Source organism: Gardnerella phocaeensis (genome assembly GCF_048545075.1).
Classification (GTDB): Bacteria; Actinomycetota; Actinomycetes; order Actinomycetales; family Bifidobacteriaceae; genus Bifidobacterium; species Bifidobacterium vaginale_J.
This window is the reverse complement of record NZ_JBKQXS010000001.1, coordinates 113,028-134,764: the sequence shown is the minus strand read 5'-3', so window position 1 is coordinate 134,764 and position 21,737 is coordinate 113,028. Positions and strand designations below refer to the sequence as shown.

Below are 21,737 nucleotides of genomic sequence, written 5' to 3'. Positions count from 1 at the left end.
CTACCCCAAATTGAGCGCACCCAACTAAAACTTGCCATTACAAAGGCCCCACAGGTACATAATATCGACATATCATGTAGATTGATATAGTTCGACGCAAAAAACACGCAAATATTACAAAAATGATATTGATAACGATAATTATCTTTCGTTTTTACTAAAGCCGACAAGTCCAACAAACTCATTAAATAGTTTTCTCATACTTTCCACAATGCGACTTTTCTTCTCAGCGCGCGCTTGAGCCGCAGCGCCAAATCTGCTCATTCTAGGCATTAAATCATTAATATCTGTACCAAGCTCGCTCACTTCGCCAGCGCTAAAAGATTTCTCCATAAACTTGCGAGTCAAATCATCGTTTAATCCTTCGCTTTGCACAAGTTGCGCCAAGTCATGATTATACTTTTGCTCAACATACTCGCTCCAGCAATCAACAATACTCACCTTGTTGCCGTTCGAATCGTAAACAGTAGTTGTACCGCCATAATCCACAAGCTTTTCAAGCTCCTTCTCATTAAGCTGCGCAATAAACCCTTCAATAAGCTTCTTTTTACTACGCAACTGCGGGCTAGCGTCAATCGCCACCTTAATAGAAGCAAGAACATTTTTATCTTTACAATGCTTGCTATGGTAGCGTTCTACTAACATCAAAATGTAGTCAATATTTACTTCTACTTGGCGCACAAGCTCCATCTCAAACACAACATCGTCCGTAATGTCTGCAATCTCGCCTTTTTGCTCTTTGCACTTCCATTCTTCATGCAAATCTTGGTAATGCCCCAAGTAATCTTGCATATCGCGCTCTTTGATTATCTCGTTGCCTTCAAATTGATCGAAAGCTTTCAGCATGTTACGCAAGCGCAAAATATTACCAAAAAGCGATATAAACTTTTTCTGATTCTCTTCTCCAACAATATTGAATCCTTGTAGCGGATACTTTTCCATAAGCTCATTTACTAAATCACTGTATCCGCAGCGCTCAGATCCATTAGCATCAACATAACCGTTGAAAATCTGCTCAAAGGTAGGGCAAAGCACAATACCTTGCGCATCTTTATCTCCAAAAAGAGCTACCGCTTTGTCAACTTGATAGCTCAAATCCCTAAAGCACACAATGTTTCCGAACGTTTTAACGGAGTTCAATATTCGATTTGTGCGCGAAAACGCTTGAATAAGCCCATGCATGCGAAGATTTTTATCTACCCAAAGCGTGTTCAAAGTTGTTGCATCGAAACCAGTTAGGAACATGTTGACTACAATCAAAACGTCAATTTCCTTATTCTTCATCCTCATTGACACATCCTTATAGTAACTCTGAAACTCACTGTTTGACGTATCGTAGTGCATTCCAAACATTTGATTGTAGTCGTTTATAGCGCTTTCCAAGAATTCTTGCGAATTTGCGTCAAGTCTTGCAGTGCTTTCAGAATTTTCTTCTCCAAGAGAACCCATGCCGTTGCTATACTCCGAAGAATCTGACTCACCCTCGTTTACTGCATAGCTAAAAATAGTTACCACTTTTAAGCGTTCGCTTGGCGGCAGATTTTGCTGCTGCTTTTTGAACTCGTTGTAATACAATTTTGCAAGCTCAATGTCCGCAACAGCAAAGATTGAATTAAAGCCGTTTACGTCAACTGCTTCAGAAGATTTTTTAGGTTCTACAGAGTTATGCTTATCAGCAGCAAGTTCTTTAACGTTAAGAATGCGCTTGTATTTGTAAGTTTTCTCGTTGCGATACGTTTTTTGACTAAAATGCTCAATAATGTATTGAACGACATTATGCACGCGATCTTTGTGCTTAATTACCTCGGGACGATTAATATCTGCAACCAATTCGTCTGTTGCTTTTTCCAACTCGCTAGACGTTTTTACAGTAGCAACGTATTCTACGCGGAATGGCAACACGTTTTTATCGTTAATCGCGTTAATGATTGTGTAAGTATGCAAGCAAGGTCCAAAAGTTTGCTCGGTTGTAGAAAGATGCGTAGCGTCGGAGCCAGCAGCGTTCGCTTCAAAAATTGGCGTGCCAGTAAACCCAAAAAGCAAGCTATTTTTAAAGTGTTTTACAATATCCGCATGCATGCCTCCAAACTGGCTTCGGTGGCATTCGTCAAAAATAAACACTATGCGCTTTTTGTAAATTTCATGACTTGGGTTGTTGCTTATAAATCTACTAAGCTTTTGAATAGTGGTTATAATAAGCCTGCATTTTTCGGTATTGTCTTCTAGCTGTTTTGTAAGTACAGCTGTTGAAGTGTTACTATTTGCGACCCCTTTTTCAAACGCGTTATATTCTCTCATTGTTTGATAGTCAAGATCTTTACGATCTACCACAAACAAAACTTTGTCAACAAGATTATTGCCTTCTGCGTCTTTCAAAGTTTTTACTAGCTGCGAGGTTTTGAAGCTAGTTAACGTTTTACCCGATCCAGTAGTATGCCAAACATAACCACCCTTTTGGCGCTCCGATGATGGCATTTTACTTGCATTAGCAAACATGTATTTTACGCGATTCACTATGTTTTCTGCTGCAGTAATCTGGTATGGTCGCATAACCATCAAGCATTTGTCTGCATTAAAAACGCAATATTTTGTAAGAATGTTAAGAATTACGTGCTTTGCAAAGAATGTTTTAGCAAAATCGCATAAGTCAGAGATTATAGTGTTTTGAGCATCGGACCAATAGTTTGTAAATTCAAAACTGTTACTTGTTGTTGTTTTGCTAGATCCTTTACTTTTCTGCTCATTGTAAGCATTATTGCGAGTTGAGTTAGAGTAATACTTTGTTTCAGAGCCGTTTGAGATTACAAAAATTTGCACGTATCCAAATAGCCCGCTTCCAGCCCAAAATGAGTCGCGAGCATAACGGTTAATCTGATTGAACGCTTCTCTAATAGGCACACCCCTGCGCTTTAGCTCAATATGAACCATCGGCAAGCCGTTTACTAGAACAGTCACATCGTAACGATTACTACGCGCAGGGCCATTTGCATCATTATCGCTTGCATTATCGTTTGCATTAACAGCATATTGGTTGATTACTTGCACAATATTCTTGTGAATATTTTCTTTGTCAATAATATTTATGTTTTTACCTTCGCCGTTATCTTTTTTGAGTATTTTAACGTTATCTCGCTGAATAGTATCTGTTTTCTTAACTATATCGTCAGTGCTGTTTGCAATATTTTCTTTGAAAAATCTTTCCCATTCGCCATCTGAAAAATGATAGTCGTTGAGCTTTTCGATTTGCACTCGAAGATTTGCTATAAGATCTTTCTCGTTGTGAATGTGAGCGTACTCGTAGCCTTGGGATTGCAAAATGTTAATGAACTCTTCTTCGAGTTGTGCTTCGCTTTGATAGCTGCCGTCGTTTCGCTCACTCGGCGTGAACGTAGACATTACAGTGCTATCTTGATTCTCTAACACAATTTTCATTTTGCTTCCTTCTTTCTTACTCTTACTCACATTTTTCTATTATGCACGCTTGAAGGTAAGGAGTTGATCGCGATAGTACTCGTATTGCTTGCGTCTAGCTTCGATTTCTGCAGGCAGTCCTTGAGTTAAATCATTGCACAACGCGTCAAAGCGATCCAGAATTTGTACGATTTGATGCTGTACTTCTAGAGGTGGGATGGGGATTGTTACTTTACTCATTAATGCTTTAGATACATTAAATCGCGTAACACCGTTAGCAGTTCGCTTTATTTGAGAACGCAACGCACTTGAACGAAACAGATATTTAGAAAAATCAGGATTCATCATGCTTACATCGTTGAATCGAAAAGCAAAACAAAAACTGTTTAAATATACTTCTTCATTTAGGCGACAGGTAACAGCAGACGAAAAACCACATTCATCAGGAGTTTCAGATGAGCCGGTAAAAATTACATCACCATATTGTAAAACATTTTGCTTTTCACCATCAGAAACCTTAACAAAATCATTTGTAGAGAAATCTACAGCTGCATTACAATACACATTTTTATAGGTTATATAACGAGCATTTCCATCAACAAAATCATTCTTATTCTTACCAGTCAATCCACCAAAGAATGAACCTAATTCTTTAAGATTCTTATACTCAACACCATTCGGGCAGCAGCGCGATATAAGCGAGTGAAGAGGATTGTTGTCGTCAAATGTAAGCAGTGTATCTCGATAGTATTCGTATTGCTTTTTACGAGCTGTAAGCTCTGCTGTAAGCTCTGCTGTAAGCTCTGTAAACGTATCTAAAATCCGCACAATCTCCTCTTGAACCTCAAGCGGCGGCACTGGTATTTCAGTATCCATCAGATATTTGAAGTGACGTTCATAATTATTATGCTTAACATAATAATTTGATATAGCATAATAAAAATACTTGGCTAGTATAACTTCATTATTAACAGAAATAATTTTAAGTCCATCTGCACCTTGCACAAAAGCAAAATTAACGTATTTTATATGCTCACTATGGTCGCCGAAACATACATATTCTGAATTAGGAATATTTGGATCAAATACATCTGAATATCCAGAAATAAACTCTAATTCCTGCGAGATTATTGGAACAGATCCCTCATTTTTGTAATCGTTCGATTTAATTTTCAGACTCGGAGATATAAGCCTAATTGCTTTATCTTTTTTAATATCGCCAACTTTCCTATACTCCACACCATTCGGGCAAAGCTCAGCGATTAATTCCTCAAGTTTGCTAGTCATTGAGCCACCTCGCTATTATCAGAGTTAACGCCGCCAGCTTCAATCTCGCTTACAATCTTCTCAATCTGCTCGCGCAACTCTTGCTCGCGAGCGCAAATCGTTTTTAATTGCGCATTAAGCTCTGTAATATCAATCTTTTCGTGAGTATCTTCTGCTTCAACGTATGTGGAAACTGAAAGATTATATTTATTGGATTCCACTTCTTCCAAAGACGCAACGTGCGCAATATGCTCCACATCTTGCCTAGAAGTGTACCACTGAACAATTTGCTCAATATTCTCATCCGAAAGCTTGTTACTATTCGTTGACTTTACAAACTCTTTACTTGCATCAACGAACAATATAGAAGTGTCATTTTGCTTGTTTTTGCGCAAAACCATAATGCACGTAGCAATCGAAGTGCCAAAGAACAAGTTGCTCGGAAGCTGAATAACGCAATCAACAGCATTACGCTCAACTAAATATTGGCGAATCTTCTGCTCAGCTCCGCCGCGGTACATAATTCCTGGGAAGCAAACAATTGCAGCAGCACCATTTTCTGCCAAATACGCCAAGCAGTGCAAAACAAATGCCATGTCTGCCTTGCTTTTTGGAGCAAGCACACCAGCTGGAGCAAAACGAGAATCATTAATCATACACGGATTAGAATCCCCCTCCCAACTCGTGGAATAAGGCGGATTAGAAACCACTAGCTCAAACTTTTTATTATCCTTGATTATCGGTTTTATAAGAGTATCACCGCACGTAATAGTAAACTTATCAAAATTCACATCGTGCAAAAACATGTTCATGCGGCACAAGTTGTAGCTAGTAACGTTCTTTTCCTGACCGTAAAAACCGCCATTAATGTTTTCAATGCCTAGCACTTTTTTGGCTTTTAGCAGAAGCGACCCGGATCCGCATGCTGGGTCGTATACGTCTGAAATGCTTGATTTTCCAACTGTTCCAAGGCGCGTGAGCAGCATTGAGACTTCTGCAGGCGTAAAGTATTCGCCGCCAGACTTGCCAGCATTAGAAGCGTACAAGCCCATCAAATATTCGTAAGCATCGCCAAAAGCCTCAATCACATTGTTGTTTACGCTGCCAAGCTTCATCTCACTAATCACTTGCAATAACCTAACAAAACGCTTATTTCTGCCTTCAACAGTGTCTGCAAGCTTAATGTTATTCACATCGTAATCGGAGAATAATCCTTTAAAATCGTCAGAGGAATCAGTTCCTTGAGAAGAAGCTTCAATATTGCGGAACACACGACTTAATGTTTCGTTTAAATTGCTATCTTGAGGAGCATTCTTAAGCACGTTGCAAAACAGTTCGCTAGGAAGTATAAAGAAGCCTTTAGCCGAGATCATTTCACTGCGAAGAGGCTCGGCATCCTCATCGCTTATTGTTGCATAATCAAAATTTGGATCGCCGTCTTTAGATTCGTGCTCGTTCTTATTAATAAAATCGCATAAATTCTCGGAAATATAGCGATAAAACATTGTGCACAACACGTATGCTTTGAAGTCCCAACCATCAACAGAACCCCGCAAATCGTCGGCAATCTTCCAAATCGTGCGATGTAATTCCGCGCGTTCTTCTTCTTTGCGAGTGTCCATTTTGCTGCTCCCTATTTGTGCAATTTGTGCACGCGTATACGCAATAATTAAATAAACGCAATAATTACGCAATATTACGCAATAATTAAATAAGCGTTCTTTAATATTCTACTGTAAGCGCACACAATCAGCAGTGATAGTATTCGCATCGCTTTTTACGATCTTCGATTTCTGCATGCAAGCTTTGAGTTACACAAAGCACAACGCAACAACGCATTAAACAATAAGGCGATTAGTCAGAAAAAGAACCCCCAGATTTGAGCACTGTTAGTAGGCTTAGGGGGCTGCTGTTACCAGTGAGTTTATCACTATTTCTAGATATTCGCTATTACTATTCAACACTCAAAATAAAAGAGGGAGCCGAAACTATGTCAGCTCCCACAGGTGCGTGTCCGCAAACACACACCGCAATTACGTTTTAATTATACCTTGTTGTACATGGAAACAAAAGTTGATTACAACACCTTAAAATACATCTACATTACGAATGATATTACGCACGCTTGAAAGTTAGGAGTTGATCGCGATAGGACTCGTATTGTTTGCGACGAGCTTCGATTTGCGTAAGCAAGTTAGCTCGCATCGTCATTATTAGGCATTAGTTAGCATCGCCAGCATTAGTCCGCAAAAAAGTGCGCGGGAAAGGCGGACGTTTTGCGAACTTGGCAAGCCGCGCAATTTGGCAGCATTACAGCAAACTCAGCACTGGTGGTTTGCACGATTTTTTGCAAATCGTTTTCTTGCGAAACAAACAACGCAGTTGCGAGCGCATCGGCATAAGCCGTTGGAAAAGCGCAAGTTTTAGCAGGAACATATGCCCAGCTTGCGCATAAATCGCAAGCAGGAATGCCGTCTAAAGCGTTGATTAAGTGAGTGGCAATTAGATTAGATTCAAAAGCATCGGATTCGCAACCATTAGATTTGTGACAATTAGATTCAAAAGCATTAGCTGCAAGACAATTTGCGTCTTTTACTTTCCATCGCCTTCTCGCATTAGACGATGCACACAACGCTCCACTTACAATTGATGCCGCACCTACCGCTTGCGTTGTATCAAAAGGATTTTCCAGCGCAACTTTTATTTGATAATCTTCATCGCTAAAACAAGCGCGCATATCACCGCCAGCGTTTACCAAAAAATCGCAATCCGAAAGCGAATCGCAATCCGAAAGCGAATCGTCACCAAGCTCGTCTTTAAGAATATTCGTTACAAGATCTACAAAATAGCCCTTACCCGCTGCACCAAAATCAAGCTGCACTGGTTGATTTGTGCAAAGCGTTGTGCTGTCGTCATCTCGCGAAATATCTGCCCACTTAACTGGCAAAGCGCGGCGATATTTGCTCCAATTGCCACTGACACTGACACTATCATTGCTCGCGCTGCCAACCGACTCCGGAACGAATTGCACAGAATTATCGTAGCCAAGCGCAAGCAGATCCGCACCAACGCACGCGTCGAAAGCTCCGCGCGTAGCAGCGTAAAACTCGTCATAAATTGCAAAAAGCGGCTGCACCCACGTTGGAAACTCAAAATCGCCGCCATGCTCCGCACGAGCCATGCGCGAAACAAGCGAATCTTCACGAAAGCGCGAAAGCACCGATTCATACTCATCAACAAAATCGCGAATCCGCTGCTCAACGCGCTGCGCAATCGGCTTGCTGCTGGAAATAATAATCCCCGTGCCAAGCGCGCGCTCAATCGCCATTACATTCCCAAACATCACTTGCCTCACGCAAAAACATCGCTTGCCTCACGCAAACATTTCATTCGCTTTTTTAGAAAGCTCATACCGAATAGGGCGTTCGCCCAACGAGTCAACCATTCCAAGCTTAATCAAACCGTTAAGCGCACTCACAATCTTTCTATTACCAATCTTCTCATCAATTGCATTGCCAACGTATTCACTTAATTGCTTGCGAGTCATCGGAGTTGAATTATACGAAAAAAGCTTATTTTGCAACAAAATGGTCATAACTTCGTACTGCACTTCAGAAATCGCTGTTTTTTTGGAAAACTTGAACAGCTTATTCATGCAGTAAATAATCTGTTTTAATTGCAAAACAATATTGTCGAATACTTCGTTCTGTGCTTTTTTAATATATTTCAACATTGTGCAGCAAAACATAGTTAAATCATTGCAATTAAACAGTTCTTGCGATTTGGAAAAGGCAGCATAGTATCCAGATTTTTCTGCATAAATTATAGAGCTTAAGCTCAAAATTGTTGGCATCGAAAGCTGCTCGTGCATTTGCAAAGCAAGTAAAAACCGCCCAGTTCTGCCGTTCCCATCATAAAACGGGTGCACGCTCTCAAAAGCATAGTGGCACATGCACGCCTTGATAAGCGTTGGGACTTCGTTGCTATTCATCAAACGCAACATCTGCGTTAAATGCTTTTGAATTTCCGCTTCCGTTGCATCGCCATCGTGCACTACATTATTTGCACCATCACGAATACTTACTTTTCCACTTCTAAAAATCTCACCATCTGGAATATCGCCTGATTCTAATTCGTCCTGCATAATGCTGTCGTAGATTTTTCGTATATCTTGCAATGTTTGCGGAATTGAAGTGCTACTCTCATTGGAATCTGCAACTGACTGTACAGACGACTTTTCGACTGACTTTACATTCAAATCCGCAACAGAGTCCGTAACAGATGCCGCAACAGACTTTTCTTTAGAATCTGCAAGCTCAAGAAAAAGCTTAGTAAATTCACTAAAACGCGTATGCTTATTCTGTTCACTCGCAGCAGCAAGCGCTTTGGAAAGCTCTTTTCTAGTGCTGTGAACACCTTCAATAATGTTGGTATTTTGCACTTCTTTCGCAATAAGTTGCATTAAATACTCGCGCTGAGCAAACCGCGGTAACTCGCTCCACGCTTTTTCAACCGCTTTTTCAGTATTCGCAATATCATTCATATACGTTACAAGATCCGTTACGCACATTGCAAAAATCTCATGCGCATCAAATATGATTCCAGAACGATACGTTGCAGGATTATCAATGCGCAAGCGATATTCTTCTTCCGCAATATCACAAGGTTTTGCATTACTTTTAGACATCGCAACTATTTTGCGTATTGTTTTGTAATCCATAATGCGACTCCATTTACATTATTGCGTTTACATTATTGTGTCTACGTTATTGCGTTTACGTTATTGTGTCTACGTTATTGTGTCTACGTTATTGAGGATTTTGTAGTGATGTCTTGCAATATTTTGTTTGCGCTATTTTGCTTGCGATATTTTGCTTATACGCAAATAACGCATTTATCACAAAATGATTGCTTAACTAACGTAAAAATCTATTCTATACCGACATTTTGGCAAAATGAAGGCATAGCGAGTAAAAAACATTCATCTATACCGACATTTTCGCAAAACAGCGGTATAGCAGGCAAAATATATTCGCCTATACCTACATTTTGGCAAAAACGCACTATAGAAACATCGGCAGAACTGGCAACATCAGCAACATCATGTCACTCGCTTCGGCATTAGCAATACACAATCGCTAAATTCAATCTATGCCGTAACGCGTTTTATACGCAGCGTAATCCTTATCCTGCAAAACACTAGCCACATTCGGCGCGTATTCGTATTCTTCTTCAACAAGATGCGCAAACTGCTGCTGCGCTAAAAGCTCAACCTGCAAAGGCTTTGTAATAATGTGGAACATATCTTCAAGAAGCTTTGTATCGTTAGCATCTTTAGCCTGGATTGAAGCTTCGTCGTTAACACGCTGCGTTATTAATCCCCAATCGAAATGGTATCCAGAATCTCGCGCAACTATATCCCAAAAAACGCGTTGCGTTCTACCATTGCCCTCACGAAATGGGTGTAAAACATTAAAATTATTGTAATTTACACTTAGCTTACTAATAAACTCGTCAATAGATAAACCTTGCAATAAATTATCATTTTTAAGCGTTTGCTCACAGTAACGAATTCCAACGCCCATGTATTCAAGCGGATGAAACGGTTCGCCGCCGCCTTTAGTCATGTCTATAGTGCGAATCTGGCCAGCCCAATCGTAAACATCTTGAAAAAGATAATGATGAATCCATTGCAATTGCTTAACAGTTCCTTCAGCATGTGGCAAGTTTTCGTACAAAATAGAACATCTTGTGAGAACAGCATCGTTCTCATATTTATCTAATTCAATCTGATTATTTATATTAGATTTGTTCTTCAATACCCTTGTGTGAGGAATAAGATAAGGGTCAAAAACTGTTTCCACGACACACACAACCCAATAACTTAATCCATCACGCCATATCTAGAACGCATTCTAGCAACAAATTCGTCACTGGTTATAAAACCTTTAGCATATTGATTTGCGTCATAAAGAAACTCTTTTGAAGGCGAATTGCCTTCAAGTTTGCCTGAAGCTATTGCAAGACCCAAATTTTCTTGACGCCTACGTTGCGTTTCTTTATCAATCATTTCTTCTCCCTGCCAACACACGCACCCAAATCAAAAACAACTATTAACTATTTTACTATTCGCAATGCATTTTGATTACAGAATATTTTGCAATTTGACGAATCCACACAAACGCAAAAAGCATCGGCAACATCACGCCACTCGTTTCGGCGTAGATAATTTACACGCTTTAACACCTAGCAAATCCCACTTCGCAAAACTTAAGTAAAAAGAAAGAGCCTTCGCACGCGAACGCAAGCAAGAAAACAAACAAGCGAACGCGAGCGAAAGCCCTTAATAAACTATTGCTGCTGCCAATAACAGCAATATTAATTAATCAATTAGCTGGTTATCTAGCAATCCAGTCAGTTAACCAGCTAATTGATTAACTAGCGGCGAACTTTACGCAAAGTAACACCGACACCAGCAAGAACAGCCATAACAATTGCAGTTATACCAACACCTACACCAGTGCCAGGCAAATTGCTAGCAACAACATCCAAAGCAGTCTTAACGACATTATTCACTACAGTAATATTCGTCCAAGCGAGCTGCTTGCCCTCTTTATCTACAAGAACAACAGTATGCTTACCTGAATATCCTGCAGGGAATTGAGCGTCAAAATAAGGAACACCATCAGCACCAAGCTTAACTGTCACATAATCACTACCACTCACACTGTGCAAAAGCTTAGGAGTAGAGTAAATGAATGCATAAGCCTTAGCAGAACCATTCTCCTTCAATTCAGCATTAAACTTGGCATCATCAACATGAAGGGTAACCTTATTAGCCGCACCAGCTTGAGCAACATTATTATTACCAACGGTAATCTTGCCCTCAACTTCCGGCTTAAGATCATTAACACTCTTAGGAGCAGTAGGAACGCTAGCAGGAGCATTCACCTGATCATTGGCTTCCGAATTAGAAGAAGAAGTTGAATCAGAAGAAGACGATGTCACTAATCCTTCACTTAACTTAGGAGCTGTACCTACAGTAGAACCAGACTTAGCAGGTGAACTGCCATCTGGTTTACTGTTTTGGTTCTTAGTAGGATTAGTTTCAGGAGCGGGAGTTTGGTCTGAACCAGACTGATCTTCGCTATCATTGAAATATCCATGCGCTTGGCATACTTTAAATTCTTCGGTACCTCTACTAGCGCTTTTACATGCATGTTTATCGCAGTAGTCAGGGCCGCCGAATGTTACATTAAGTCTTTCTATGCCGTTTTCATCTTTGCGAAGACCTGTGCCATGAGCTGCATAATAGCAAAACACATCGCTCGTTTTCAGTTTTTCTGTAATATAATTGTCCACACGATCAGAATCAATAAAAGAGCCTAATGGGCAAAAATTTTTATCACACCAATATGGCGCACCCTGAATAGGTTCTCCTGGAATATTAAGTCTCTTTGCAACGGCTTTACTCCATTGTATTCTTTTTTCAGCCGATGCCTCATGATATTCAGAATCGTTGGAATCTTTACAATATAGAGTACGGGTGTAAACGCCTAAGCCAAGTCTTTCATCATCATATTTTTCACGAACTTCGCAATTTTTCTCTATATCACTACCACTGTTGCCATCAGTTGCAAAGGCAACTGGAGCAAGCGATGCAAAAGCAAAACCACTAAGCAAAGTAACAGCAGCAACAAAAGCACCTATCGCTTTTTTCTTTAGCATACTTTATCCTTTCTTCTCTCGCGCAAAAAGCGCAAATATTACACGTTGAAACAACTGGCAGATTGATAAAAGTAAAGCCAGAAATTCATCAACAATCGCATATAAGCATACCCCCCCCCCGTAGCCAAAAATCAACAATATTAATCAAAAAGAAAGAGCCTTCGCGCGAACGCAAACAGACGCTTCCACTTTCAAAAGTGAAAAAATATTACAGTTTTGAAAGTGAAAATGATATAATACTTTCAAAAGTGAAATAAAATTAAAGTTTTGAAAGTGAAAATGCGAATCTGCTTTCAAAAGTGAAAAATACTACATACTACGCTTCTGAAGACGAAAGGCGATTGAAATGAAACTAATCGAGAGAACAGATTATCTAAATCGCCTAAAGCGACTTAAAGGCACACCAGATATAAAAATCATCACTGGCATTCGACGCAGCGGAAAATCTGAGTTGCTGCGCGCTTACCGCACGTATTTAGAAAATACCTACAGCAATCAAAGTAGCAAACTTTACGCGTCAGCAAAGCATGCGCAACTTCCAAACGCACTACAACAACAAGATAACTCAAACAACCAAAAACTTAACATAATCAACATTGACTTTAATAACCTAAATTATGAAAATCTGAAAAATTACAAAAGCCTTTTTGAATACGTTGAAAGCCGTTATATACCAGGCGCTTACAACGTTCTTACGATTGACGAAGTGCAATTGTGCCCAAAATTTGAGCTTGCGATTAATAGCCTTCACAATAGCAATAAATACGATATTTACTTAACGGGATCCAACGCATTCTTACTTAGCTCGGACCTTGCAACACTGTTTAGTGGAAGATTTATTGAAATACCAATATTCCCTTTCAGCTTTGCAGAATATTGCGAATACTTTGAAATAACAAGCAACTTTAACGATGCTCTACAAAGGTATTTGCAACAGGGCGGACTTGCCGGCTCATACGTTTACGCGAACCAAGACGATGCTGAAGCGTACATAAAAAACGTGTATACAACTCTTGTTAAACGCGATTTAGTAGACAAATACGCAATATCGGAAGTGTCACTTCTTGACTCAATATGCGAATTTTTAATGGATAATATTGCAAATCTCACAACCGCAAACAACGTAAGCTCAATACTTAAGCAGAATCAGATTGAAACAACGCACGTAACAGTTGGGAAATACCTAAAATATTTATGCAATGCGTTCATGTTTTATAAAGTAAAACGCTACGATATTCGCGGCAAAAAATACTTAGAAACAAACGAAAAATACTATTTAGCAGATACCGCACTACGCTACGCAATTCTGGGCACTCGCAACATGGATTACGGAAGAGCATACGAAAATATTGTGGCACTTGAGCTTATGCGAAGAGGATACTCAATTTATGTTGGCAAGCTTTACCAAAAAGAAGTAGATTTTGTGGCAGTAAAGGCGAGCAAAAAGATTTATATTCAAGTTTCAGACAATATTAGTAACGATGCAACGTTGGAGCGCGAACTTTCGCCACTAAAAGCAATAAAAGACTCTTACCCTAAAATCCTGCTTGCAAATACGCGTCACGATTCTTATGACATTGACGGAATACGCGTAATAGACATAGCGCAATGGCTGCTCGAAACAAATTGAGACAAATCATGACGAATCTAAATACTCACGCACTAAAATCTTTACTTATTTACACATAACAACCATCAAAAGTAAAGATAATTGCGATTTTGCATATTCAAAAGTAAAGATTCGCAAAACTTAAGCAAAAAAAGGGCCTTCGCACGCGAACGCAAGCAAGAAAACAAACAAGAGAACGCGAGCGCAAATAGGCACTCACTTTCAAAAGTAAAATAAAATTAAAGTTTTGAAAGTGAAAATGCGAATCTGCCTTCAAAAGTGAAAAATACTACATACTACGCTTCTGAAGACAAAATTAGCGATGATTACAAATTGAAGCGCGATACTGCTAGTGCTGCCAACACAATCCCAAAACATAAGCCTAAACAAAAACTCAAACCAAAACCAAGACTCAAACCAAGACTCAAACCAAAACTCAAACCAAAACTCTTAACAAACCTTGCACCCCTGCACGGCAGAAACTTTACAACGCTGTAAAGTTTAGGTCGGGCTAAGGCGATAAAACGGCAGAAATTTTACGCGCGTGTACAGAAAAGGTCGCGAAAGAGCAGAAAAACAGCAGAAACTTTACGCGCGTGTAAAGAAAAAGTCGCCTACACGCCAAAAAACGGCAGAAACTTTACAACGCACGCAAAAAACAAAAGACAGGAGCTCGGGATACCCAAACTCCTGCCTTTTCGCTTACTTCACTTATACGTAAGCCTAAATCACCTTAGCGTTAGGCAGCACGTTGCCGTCTTTATCAACGTTACAACTATGCTCAACAGCAATAGTAATATGATCAGAATCAACAGAGAAGAAGCCGTCTGTCACTTTAAAAACGTGACGCACACCCTTCAAATCGTCAACCTTCACAAAACCGTGATCAATCAACGCAAGCACAGCCTCATGTCCAGGAAGCACGCCCATTGCGCCATTCACAGAAGGAATAACCACAAACTTGGCGTCACCTTCCCAAACAGGATGCCTGGCTGCCACCACACTAACGTGCAGCGATTTTACTTGCTTCTCCGACATAATCACGCACCAAACTCTTGCTGCATATCGTGCCAACGACGCTCAAGATCATCAATGCCACCGATACCAGAGAATGCCTGCTCAGGAATCTCATCGTAAACACCATCGCAAATGCGAGTGAATGCCTCAATGGTTTCGTCTGCTGGCACATAAGAACCTGGACGACCAGTGAACTTTTCAGCCACATAGAAGTTCTGACCAAGGAACTGCTCAATCTTACGAGCGCGGCTCACAGTAGTCTTATCTTCCTCACCAAGCTCATCGATACCAATCAAAGCGATGATGTCCTGAAGCTCCTTGTTACGCTGCAAAATAGCCTTAACGCGGTTTGCGCAATCATAATGAGCCTGACCAACGTAACGCGGATCCAAAATTCTAGAAGTAGAAGTCAAAGGATCCACAGCTGGGTAAATACCCTTAGCTGCAATATCACGCGAAAGCTCAGTAGTTGCGTCCAAGTGCGTAAAGGTAGTTGCAGGTGCAGGATCAGTGTAATCATCTGCAGGAACGTAAATAGCCTGAAGTGACGTAATGGAATGGCCGCGTGTAGAAGTAATACGCTCCTGCAATGCACCCATTTCATCTGCCAAGTTTGGCTGGTAACCAACTGCGGAAGGCATACGACCAAGCAGCGTGGAAACCTCAGAACCAGCCTGAGTAAAGCGGAATATGTTATCGATGAACAGCAACACATCCTGATTCTGCACATCGCGGAAGTACTCAGCCATAGTCAAAGCGGTAAGAGGCACGCGAAGACGAGTCCCAGGAGGCTCATCCATCTGACCAAAGACAAGCGCTGTTTTCTCCAAAACGCCAGCATCAGCCATTTCACCAATCAAATCGTTACCTTCACGGGTACGTTCGCCAACGCCAGCAAACACAGACACACCACCGTGATTCTGTGCAACGCGCTGAATCATTTCCTGAATCAACACAGTTTTACCAACGCCTGCACCACCGAACAGACCAATTTTACCGCCCTGAACGTAAGGGGTAAGCAAATCGATAACCTTAATACCAGTTTCGAACATCTGAGTCTTAGACTCAAGCTGATCAAAAGCAGGTGGGTTACGGTGAATTGGCCAACGCTCAGTTACTTCAATGTGCTCGCCAGGCTTAGCATTCAAAATGTTGCCTGTAACATCGAACACGTGACCCTTAGTAATGTCACCAACAGGTACAGAAATTGGGCCGCCAGTATCTCGCACTAAAGCACCACGAACCAAACCGTCAGTAGGCTTTAAAGCAACTGCACGCACAGTCGAATCACCAAGGTGCTGCTCAACTTCCAGCGTGATCTCGTGAACGGTATCACCTTCCGTGTTACCAACGGTAGCAATATCGACTTTGAGAGCATTGTAAATATCCGGCAGATAGCCGACCGGGAATTCAACGTCAATCACGGAACCCTGAACGCGGGTTACGCGACCAGCTGTTGGATCGACCTCCTGCTCAGCTTCTGGAGGCGCTGTGGTCTGATTTTCAGCCATATGCTCCTAATCCTCCTCATTATTCAGCGCATCAGCGCTGCCGATAATCTCGGTAAGTTCTTGAGTAATGGATGCCTGACGAGAAGCATTAAGCTTTCTTGTCAAATCATCCACCAAATTGCGGGCGTTATCTGTAGCCGTATGCATAGCGTTCTGTCTGCTTGCCGTTTCGGAAGCAGCAGAAGTAAGTAAGCACTCGTGAATACGAGACTGAATATACTTCGGCAAAACAGCATCCAATACTTCATCCGGGCTTGGTTCGAAGCAATACTCCACAGCTTCTGGATTGCTGCGGCTCACTGCTTCTTCACGAGCCGAAACTGCGCTCGTAGACGACAATGCTGCTGAAGGACCAGAAGCTGCTTCATAGTCAGGACGATGCATAGAAAACTCTTCACCGTCCTTCAAAGGAACCAGCTCAACTGGCAGCATGCGTAACGTACGAACTTTTTGCCTCACCATATTTATAAATTCAGTGAACACAATATACAGTTCCGAAACTCCGCCTTCTGCTTCCGGCGTCATATAAGCGTCCATTAAAGTATCGGAAATCTTTTCAGCAATAGTAACGTCAGGATGGTCAGTAGAACCTTCCCAAGTACCTGCCACATCGCGATTGCGATACTTGTAGTAAGTTGCACCGCGTCGACCGTACACGTACAGTTCTGCATGCTTACCTTCTGCATCGAGTTTTGCAAGAAGTGCTTCAGTCTCACGAATAATCGAAGACGTAAACGCACCTGCCATACCACGATCAGAAGTAAGAGCTAAAACTGCTACGCGATTGCCGGCATGCTCTTTACCAAAAATAGGATGCTTAATATTTGCTTCGTGATGAGCTACCAACGCCTGCACGGCATCGAAAATTGCGTCACTATAAGGCTTAGCATTAAGCGCAATATCTCGCGCTTTAGCGATATGAGAAGACGCAATCATTTCCTGAGCCTTAAAGATTTTACCCAAAGACTGTGTGGAAATAATTCTCGATTTCAATGCAAGTTGGGAGGACATACGCTACTTCCCCTCAGGCTCGCGACTGTCTGCTTTTGGCTTAGCTACAAGCTGTTCCTTCTCAACAGGAGCAGGGTTTTCAGCCGGCGGCAAAGAATCCTTTACAATCAAAGGCTTGCCAGCAGATGTCTTAAACGTCCTACGGAAATCATCGATGGCTGCATCAAGCTTGGCTTCAGTTTCCTTAGTGAAGTCTTCAGTATCGCGAATTACTTGCAAAATGTCGGTTCCTTTATCCAAGTAATCCAACAATTCGCTTTCGAAACGCAACACATCCTTCACAGGAATATCGTCAAGCTTTCCATGAGTACCAGCCCACACAGAAACAACTTCTTGCTCCATTGCGCGAGGAGAGAACTGCTTCTGCTTAAGTAGCTCAGTCAAACGAGCACCGCGAGTAAGCTGCGCCTTTGAGGCTGCATCCAAATCAGAAGCGAACATTGCGAAGGATTCCAAAGACTTGTAACGAGCCAAAGAAATCTTCAACATGCCGGAGACTTTCTTCAAAGCCTTAGCCTGAGCTGCGCCACCAACACGAGACACGGAAATACCAACGTCTACTGCTGGACGCTGACCTGCGTTGAACAAATCAGACTGCAAGAAGATCTGACCATCGGTGATAGAAATCACGTTGGTTGGAATGTATGCAGAAACATCGTTTGCCTTGGTTTCGATAATTGGAAGACCGGTCATAGAACCGCCACCCAAATCGTCAGAAAGCTTAGCACAACGTTCAAGCAGACGAGAGTGCAAGTAGAACACGTCGCCTGGGTAAGCTTCACGCCCAGGTGGACGACGCAAAAGCAAGGAAATTGAACGGTATGCTTCTGCTTGCTTCGACAAATCATCGAAAACAATCAAAACGTGCTTGCCGTTATACATCCAGTGCTGGCCGATTGCAGAACCTGTGTAAGGCGCAATATACTTAAAGCCTGCAGAATCAGAAGCTGGGCTTGCCACGATTGTGGTGTACTTCATAGCTCCTGCTTCTTCAAGACTTTGACGCACTGAAGCAATAGTGGAACCCTTTTGACCGATTGCTACATAAATGCAGCGAACCTGTTTCTTTGGATCTCCAGTTTCCCAGTTAGCACGCTGGTTAATAATCGTATCTATTGCGATTGCAGTCTTACCTGTTTGACGGTCACCAATAATCAACTGGCGCTGACCACGACCTATTGGCGTCATTGCGTCAATAGCCTTCAAACCAGTAGACAATGGTTCATCGACTGGATGACGGTGAATAACGTCTGGAGCCTGGGCTTCAAGAATACGACGCTCATTGCATTCAATCGCACCCAAACCATCGATTGGATTACCCAACGGGTCCACAGTACGACCAAGATAAGCGTCACCAACCGGCACAGACAACACCTCGCCTGTGCGGTATACTTCCTGCCCTTCCTCAATGCCTGTAAAATCGCCGAGAATAACGACGCCGATTTCGTGTGCATCAAGGTTGAACGCAAGACCCAAGGTATCGTTCTCGAATGTGAGCAGCTCGTTTGCCATGCAGCCGGACAATCCAGCTACGTGCGCAATGCCGTCACCAGCCGTAACAACATAGCCAACTTCTTGCGTTGGCATGTCGGTAGGCTTATACGAGTCAACAAACCCGTCGAGTGCCTTGCGTATCAGGGCGGGATCAATAGATAGTTCCGCCATAATTCTCCTTAATTTACTACTTCACTGCCTGTGTCCAAGCACCATTTCGTGCAGAACGCTGCAACTGCTTAAGCTGCATCAACATGGTGCGATCGGTTATTTGATCACCGATTTGTATACGCATACCACCAAGCACGTTTGGATCCACAATTGGGTTAATGTATGCACGATGACCCAACTTATCGCTGTAGATTTCAATCAAACGCTTAATTTGCTTATCTGTAAGCGGCTGAGCAGTAGTGACTGTAACCAATGTTTCTCCAGCTTCACGCTCAAATCCTGACCAAGCACCACCGAAGCTACCGGTTTTACCGCTTTCGGCACCTCCGTGCCAAGTTCCTACTAGATAATGCATAATGCGCAATACAACAGGGTGCGCCTTACCTCCAATAAGCTCGTCAATAAGGCGAGACTTATCTTCCGAAGACCTATTCGGATCAGTAATCGCATCAGAAAGCTCAGGATACTTATCAATCATGTCCATCATTGACGAAAGCTCGTCCGAAATGCGCTGCGCTTCATCGTGCGCATCTAAGATGGCCTGAGCAAGCGAAGAACGCGACAAACTATCGTTTGCTCGCGATGCCTTTTCTGGCATTCTTACCTCCTCGTTTCTGTAAAAAACGAAGTAATGCAAATAATACAAAATGAAATAACCGTAATTTTATTTTGCGATTATTCAGTTTTGCACATTACTTTACTTGCTTTGATCCGAATTTTTAGTGTCTCCAACTTCATCGATCACATGATCAATAATCTTGGAGCTGACGGTATCGTCATCCAATTTGGATGCAAGAATCTTGCCAGCTAAAGCTGCTGCAAGAACCGACACCTCTCCTTGGAGGCTGGACATGGCATGCTTATGCTGAGCCTCAATAGAATGCTGCGCTTCACTGATAATCTTCGCAGCATCCTTTTCAGCGCGTTGTCTAGCTTCGCCAATAATTTTTGAAGCTTCCGATCGAGCCTCTTCACGAGTCTTTGCAGCATCAGTTTGAGCTTGAGAAAGTTCGTCTTCAATCTGGCTCTTTAACTCGTCTGCTTCACGCTGCACATTAGCAGCCTTAGCCATTCCGCCTTCAATTTTTTCTGCACGCTCGTCGAGAATTGCCTGGAATTTAGGCATAACGAACTTGTAGAAAAACGCTGCAAGAACTACCAAAACTACTAATGACCACAGTACGTCATAAGGCTCAGGCAAGAACAACGCCAACTTATTACTTCCGGCTGCATATGCCATGGCTTGTCCTTTCTATTCTTTCAACACTATTCGTGTTGTGCATTGTAAGTTTTGTTCAGGCTCCCATAATGTAGGAAACGAAGCCAAGCAAGCCCAAAACCTCAATAAATGCCAAGCCGACGAACATAAACAGCTGAATGCGGTTGCCAACTTCTGGCTGACGTGCAGTAGATTCCATAGCCTTAGACACTACTATTGCCATGCCGAGTGCAGGGGAAATAGTTGCTACAGCAAAGCCAAGAATGCTCAGGTTGCCGGTCAAACCTGCAAGAGCGATGATACTATTCATTGGTTTCCTTTCTGTTGAAACAGTAACCAGTATAAACCCGTAAGATATGTAAAATCTGAAAATCTACACTACTTTTATTAAGCAGCTACAACAGCAGACTTTTCTTCCTCTTCCGGATAACTTTCCGAAATGTAGACTGAAGCAAGCACTGTAAAAATAAATGCCTGCAAGCCAGCTACCATAATTTCGAATAGGGTAAACAGAATGCCACCAAGCAGCCACAAAGCACCGCCTAAGGCAAGGAGTTTATTGCTGGAATCCACCACGAAGAAATTGGTGAATACTAAACAAGTGGCCACCAGCAAATGGCCAGCAATCATATTCGCAAACAAACGGATTGTAAGCGAAAGTGGTCGCACAATTATTAATTCTATGAGCTGCAATGGCGAAAGAATAAAGTAAATAGGCCATGGCACACCCGCTGGGAACAATGCTTCACGGAAGAATCGCAAAAAACCCTTTTCGCGAATGCCAGCAATAAGATACTGGCAAACAACCCACAAAGCAAAAACAAGCGGTCCAGTAATAGTTGCTGTTGCAGCCATATTCAATCCTGGAATCACAGAACAAAGATTAAAGAAGAAAATAGTGAGGAATAATGTGGACATCATTGGCACATAGCGCTTACCGCGTTCCTCGCCAATCATTTCATAAACAATGTTGTAGCGCACAAAATCCATCAAAATTTCAAGCACGCTTTGGAATCTGCCCGGAACAACCTTTGCGCGGGCTGCACCAATTCCAAAAATAATCATCACTACTACTGTCATAAGTAAACGCACTAAAATAATGCGATTCATGGCAAATGGAGTGCCTTGGAACAAAATTTCTGGAGGCAAAAACTCACTAATATTAGGTAGCTCTGGTTTATTCGAAGCTACAGTAGAAGCTACAGTTGTGGTCTTCTGTAAAACATCAACCATTACATCCATAAGTGCCTCCTTATAGCAATCCGTTCACACGCCTCAATTCAGTGCCGCTCACTCACAT

The 21,737-nt window shown here is 41.9% G+C and carries 17 protein-coding genes; 1 reads left to right on the top strand and 16 read right to left on the bottom strand.

All coding sequences use genetic code 11. The features are described 5' to 3' along the window. Nucleotides 1-141: 141 nt before the first annotated feature. The 8 genes from ACJV2T_RS00560 to ACJV2T_RS00525 form a co-directional block, all read right to left on the bottom strand. Nucleotides 142-3,432: a type I restriction endonuclease subunit R gene (locus tag ACJV2T_RS00560; protein WP_419398845.1), complete on the bottom strand. Its 3,291-nt coding sequence runs from the start codon at nucleotides 3,430-3,432 to the stop codon at nucleotides 142-144. A 39-nt stretch (nucleotides 3,433-3,471) separates the two neighbouring features. Then, nucleotides 3,472-4,698: a restriction endonuclease subunit S gene (locus ACJV2T_RS00555; protein WP_419398844.1), complete on the bottom strand. Its 1,227-nt coding sequence runs from the start codon at nucleotides 4,696-4,698 to the stop codon at nucleotides 3,472-3,474. Further along, nucleotides 4,695-6,299 carry a type I restriction-modification system subunit M gene (locus tag ACJV2T_RS00550; protein ID WP_419398843.1) on the bottom strand — a complete coding sequence of 535 codons (1,605 nt, stop codon included), beginning with the start codon at nucleotides 6,297-6,299 and terminating at the stop codon, nucleotides 4,695-4,697. The genes ACJV2T_RS00555 and ACJV2T_RS00550 overlap by 4 nt, the downstream gene beginning before the upstream one ends. A gap of 617 nt (nucleotides 6,300-6,916) precedes the next feature. After that, complete coding sequence (locus ACJV2T_RS00545) at nucleotides 6,917-8,020, bottom strand: FAD:protein FMN transferase (protein WP_419398842.1); 1,104 nt, start codon at nucleotides 8,018-8,020, stop codon at nucleotides 6,917-6,919. Between the two features lie 30 nt (nucleotides 8,021-8,050). Further along, nucleotides 8,051-9,397 (bottom strand): Fic family protein, encoded by a 1,347-nt coding sequence (locus ACJV2T_RS00540; RefSeq protein WP_419398841.1) that lies wholly within the window; start codon nucleotides 9,395-9,397, stop codon nucleotides 8,051-8,053. 424 nt (nucleotides 9,398-9,821) lie between these two features. Next, nucleotides 9,822-10,541 carry a Fic/DOC family protein gene (locus ACJV2T_RS00535; RefSeq protein ID WP_419398840.1) on the bottom strand — a complete coding sequence of 240 codons (720 nt, stop codon included), beginning with the start codon at nucleotides 10,539-10,541 and terminating at the stop codon, nucleotides 9,822-9,824. A gap of 20 nt (nucleotides 10,542-10,561) precedes the next feature. Next, on the bottom strand, nucleotides 10,562-10,747 hold the full coding sequence (locus ACJV2T_RS00530; RefSeq protein WP_419398839.1) for an antitoxin VbhA family protein: 186 nt from the start codon (nucleotides 10,745-10,747) through the stop codon (nucleotides 10,562-10,564). A gap of 368 nt (nucleotides 10,748-11,115) precedes the next feature. Next, complete coding sequence (locus tag ACJV2T_RS00525) at nucleotides 11,116-12,405, bottom strand: hypothetical protein (protein ID WP_419398838.1); 1,290 nt, start codon at nucleotides 12,403-12,405, stop codon at nucleotides 11,116-11,118. Nucleotides 12,406-12,751: 346 nt separating this feature from the next. Between ACJV2T_RS00525 and ACJV2T_RS00520 the strand changes: the two genes are divergently transcribed. Then, nucleotides 12,752-14,035, top strand: a complete 1,284-nt coding sequence (locus ACJV2T_RS00520) for an ATP-binding protein (RefSeq protein ID WP_419398837.1) — start codon at nucleotides 12,752-12,754, stop codon at nucleotides 14,033-14,035. A gap of 702 nt (nucleotides 14,036-14,737) precedes the next feature. Here the strand turns inward: ACJV2T_RS00520 and ACJV2T_RS00515 are convergent. The 8 genes from ACJV2T_RS00515 to atpB all read right to left on the bottom strand — a co-directional run bounded on the left by ACJV2T_RS00515 (nucleotide 14,738) and on the right by atpB (nucleotide 21,679). Beyond that, on the bottom strand, nucleotides 14,738-15,052 hold the full coding sequence (locus ACJV2T_RS00515; protein ID WP_032835331.1) for a F0F1 ATP synthase subunit epsilon: 315 nt from the start codon (nucleotides 15,050-15,052) through the stop codon (nucleotides 14,738-14,740). A 2-nt stretch (nucleotides 15,053-15,054) separates the two neighbouring features. After that, nucleotides 15,055-16,542: a F0F1 ATP synthase subunit beta gene (atpD, locus tag ACJV2T_RS00510; protein WP_415683210.1), complete on the bottom strand. Its 1,488-nt coding sequence runs from the start codon at nucleotides 16,540-16,542 to the stop codon at nucleotides 15,055-15,057. A 6-nt stretch (nucleotides 16,543-16,548) separates the two neighbouring features. Then, complete coding sequence (locus ACJV2T_RS00505; RefSeq protein WP_004574170.1) at nucleotides 16,549-17,553, bottom strand: F0F1 ATP synthase subunit gamma; 1,005 nt, start codon at nucleotides 17,551-17,553, stop codon at nucleotides 16,549-16,551. A gap of 3 nt (nucleotides 17,554-17,556) precedes the next feature. After that, nucleotides 17,557-19,218 (bottom strand): F0F1 ATP synthase subunit alpha, encoded by a 1,662-nt coding sequence (gene atpA / locus ACJV2T_RS00500; protein ID WP_004574171.1) that lies wholly within the window; start codon nucleotides 19,216-19,218, stop codon nucleotides 17,557-17,559. 16 nt (nucleotides 19,219-19,234) lie between these two features. Then, on the bottom strand, nucleotides 19,235-19,816 hold the full coding sequence (locus tag ACJV2T_RS00495; protein WP_415683547.1) for a F0F1 ATP synthase subunit delta: 582 nt from the start codon (nucleotides 19,814-19,816) through the stop codon (nucleotides 19,235-19,237). 99 nt (nucleotides 19,817-19,915) lie between these two features. Continuing rightward, a complete protein-coding gene (locus ACJV2T_RS00490) occupies nucleotides 19,916-20,458 on the bottom strand; it encodes a F0F1 ATP synthase subunit B (protein ID WP_415687115.1) in 543 nt (180 codons plus the stop codon). A 55-nt stretch (nucleotides 20,459-20,513) separates the two neighbouring features. Next, nucleotides 20,514-20,747 (bottom strand): ATP synthase F0 subunit C, encoded by a 234-nt coding sequence (gene atpE, locus ACJV2T_RS00485; protein ID WP_004109950.1) that lies wholly within the window; start codon nucleotides 20,745-20,747, stop codon nucleotides 20,514-20,516. A 77-nt stretch (nucleotides 20,748-20,824) separates the two neighbouring features. Then, nucleotides 20,825-21,679 carry a F0F1 ATP synthase subunit A gene (atpB, locus tag ACJV2T_RS00480; protein ID WP_004574173.1) on the bottom strand — a complete coding sequence of 285 codons (855 nt, stop codon included), beginning with the start codon at nucleotides 21,677-21,679 and terminating at the stop codon, nucleotides 20,825-20,827. Between the last annotated feature and the right edge of the window lie 58 nt (nucleotides 21,680-21,737).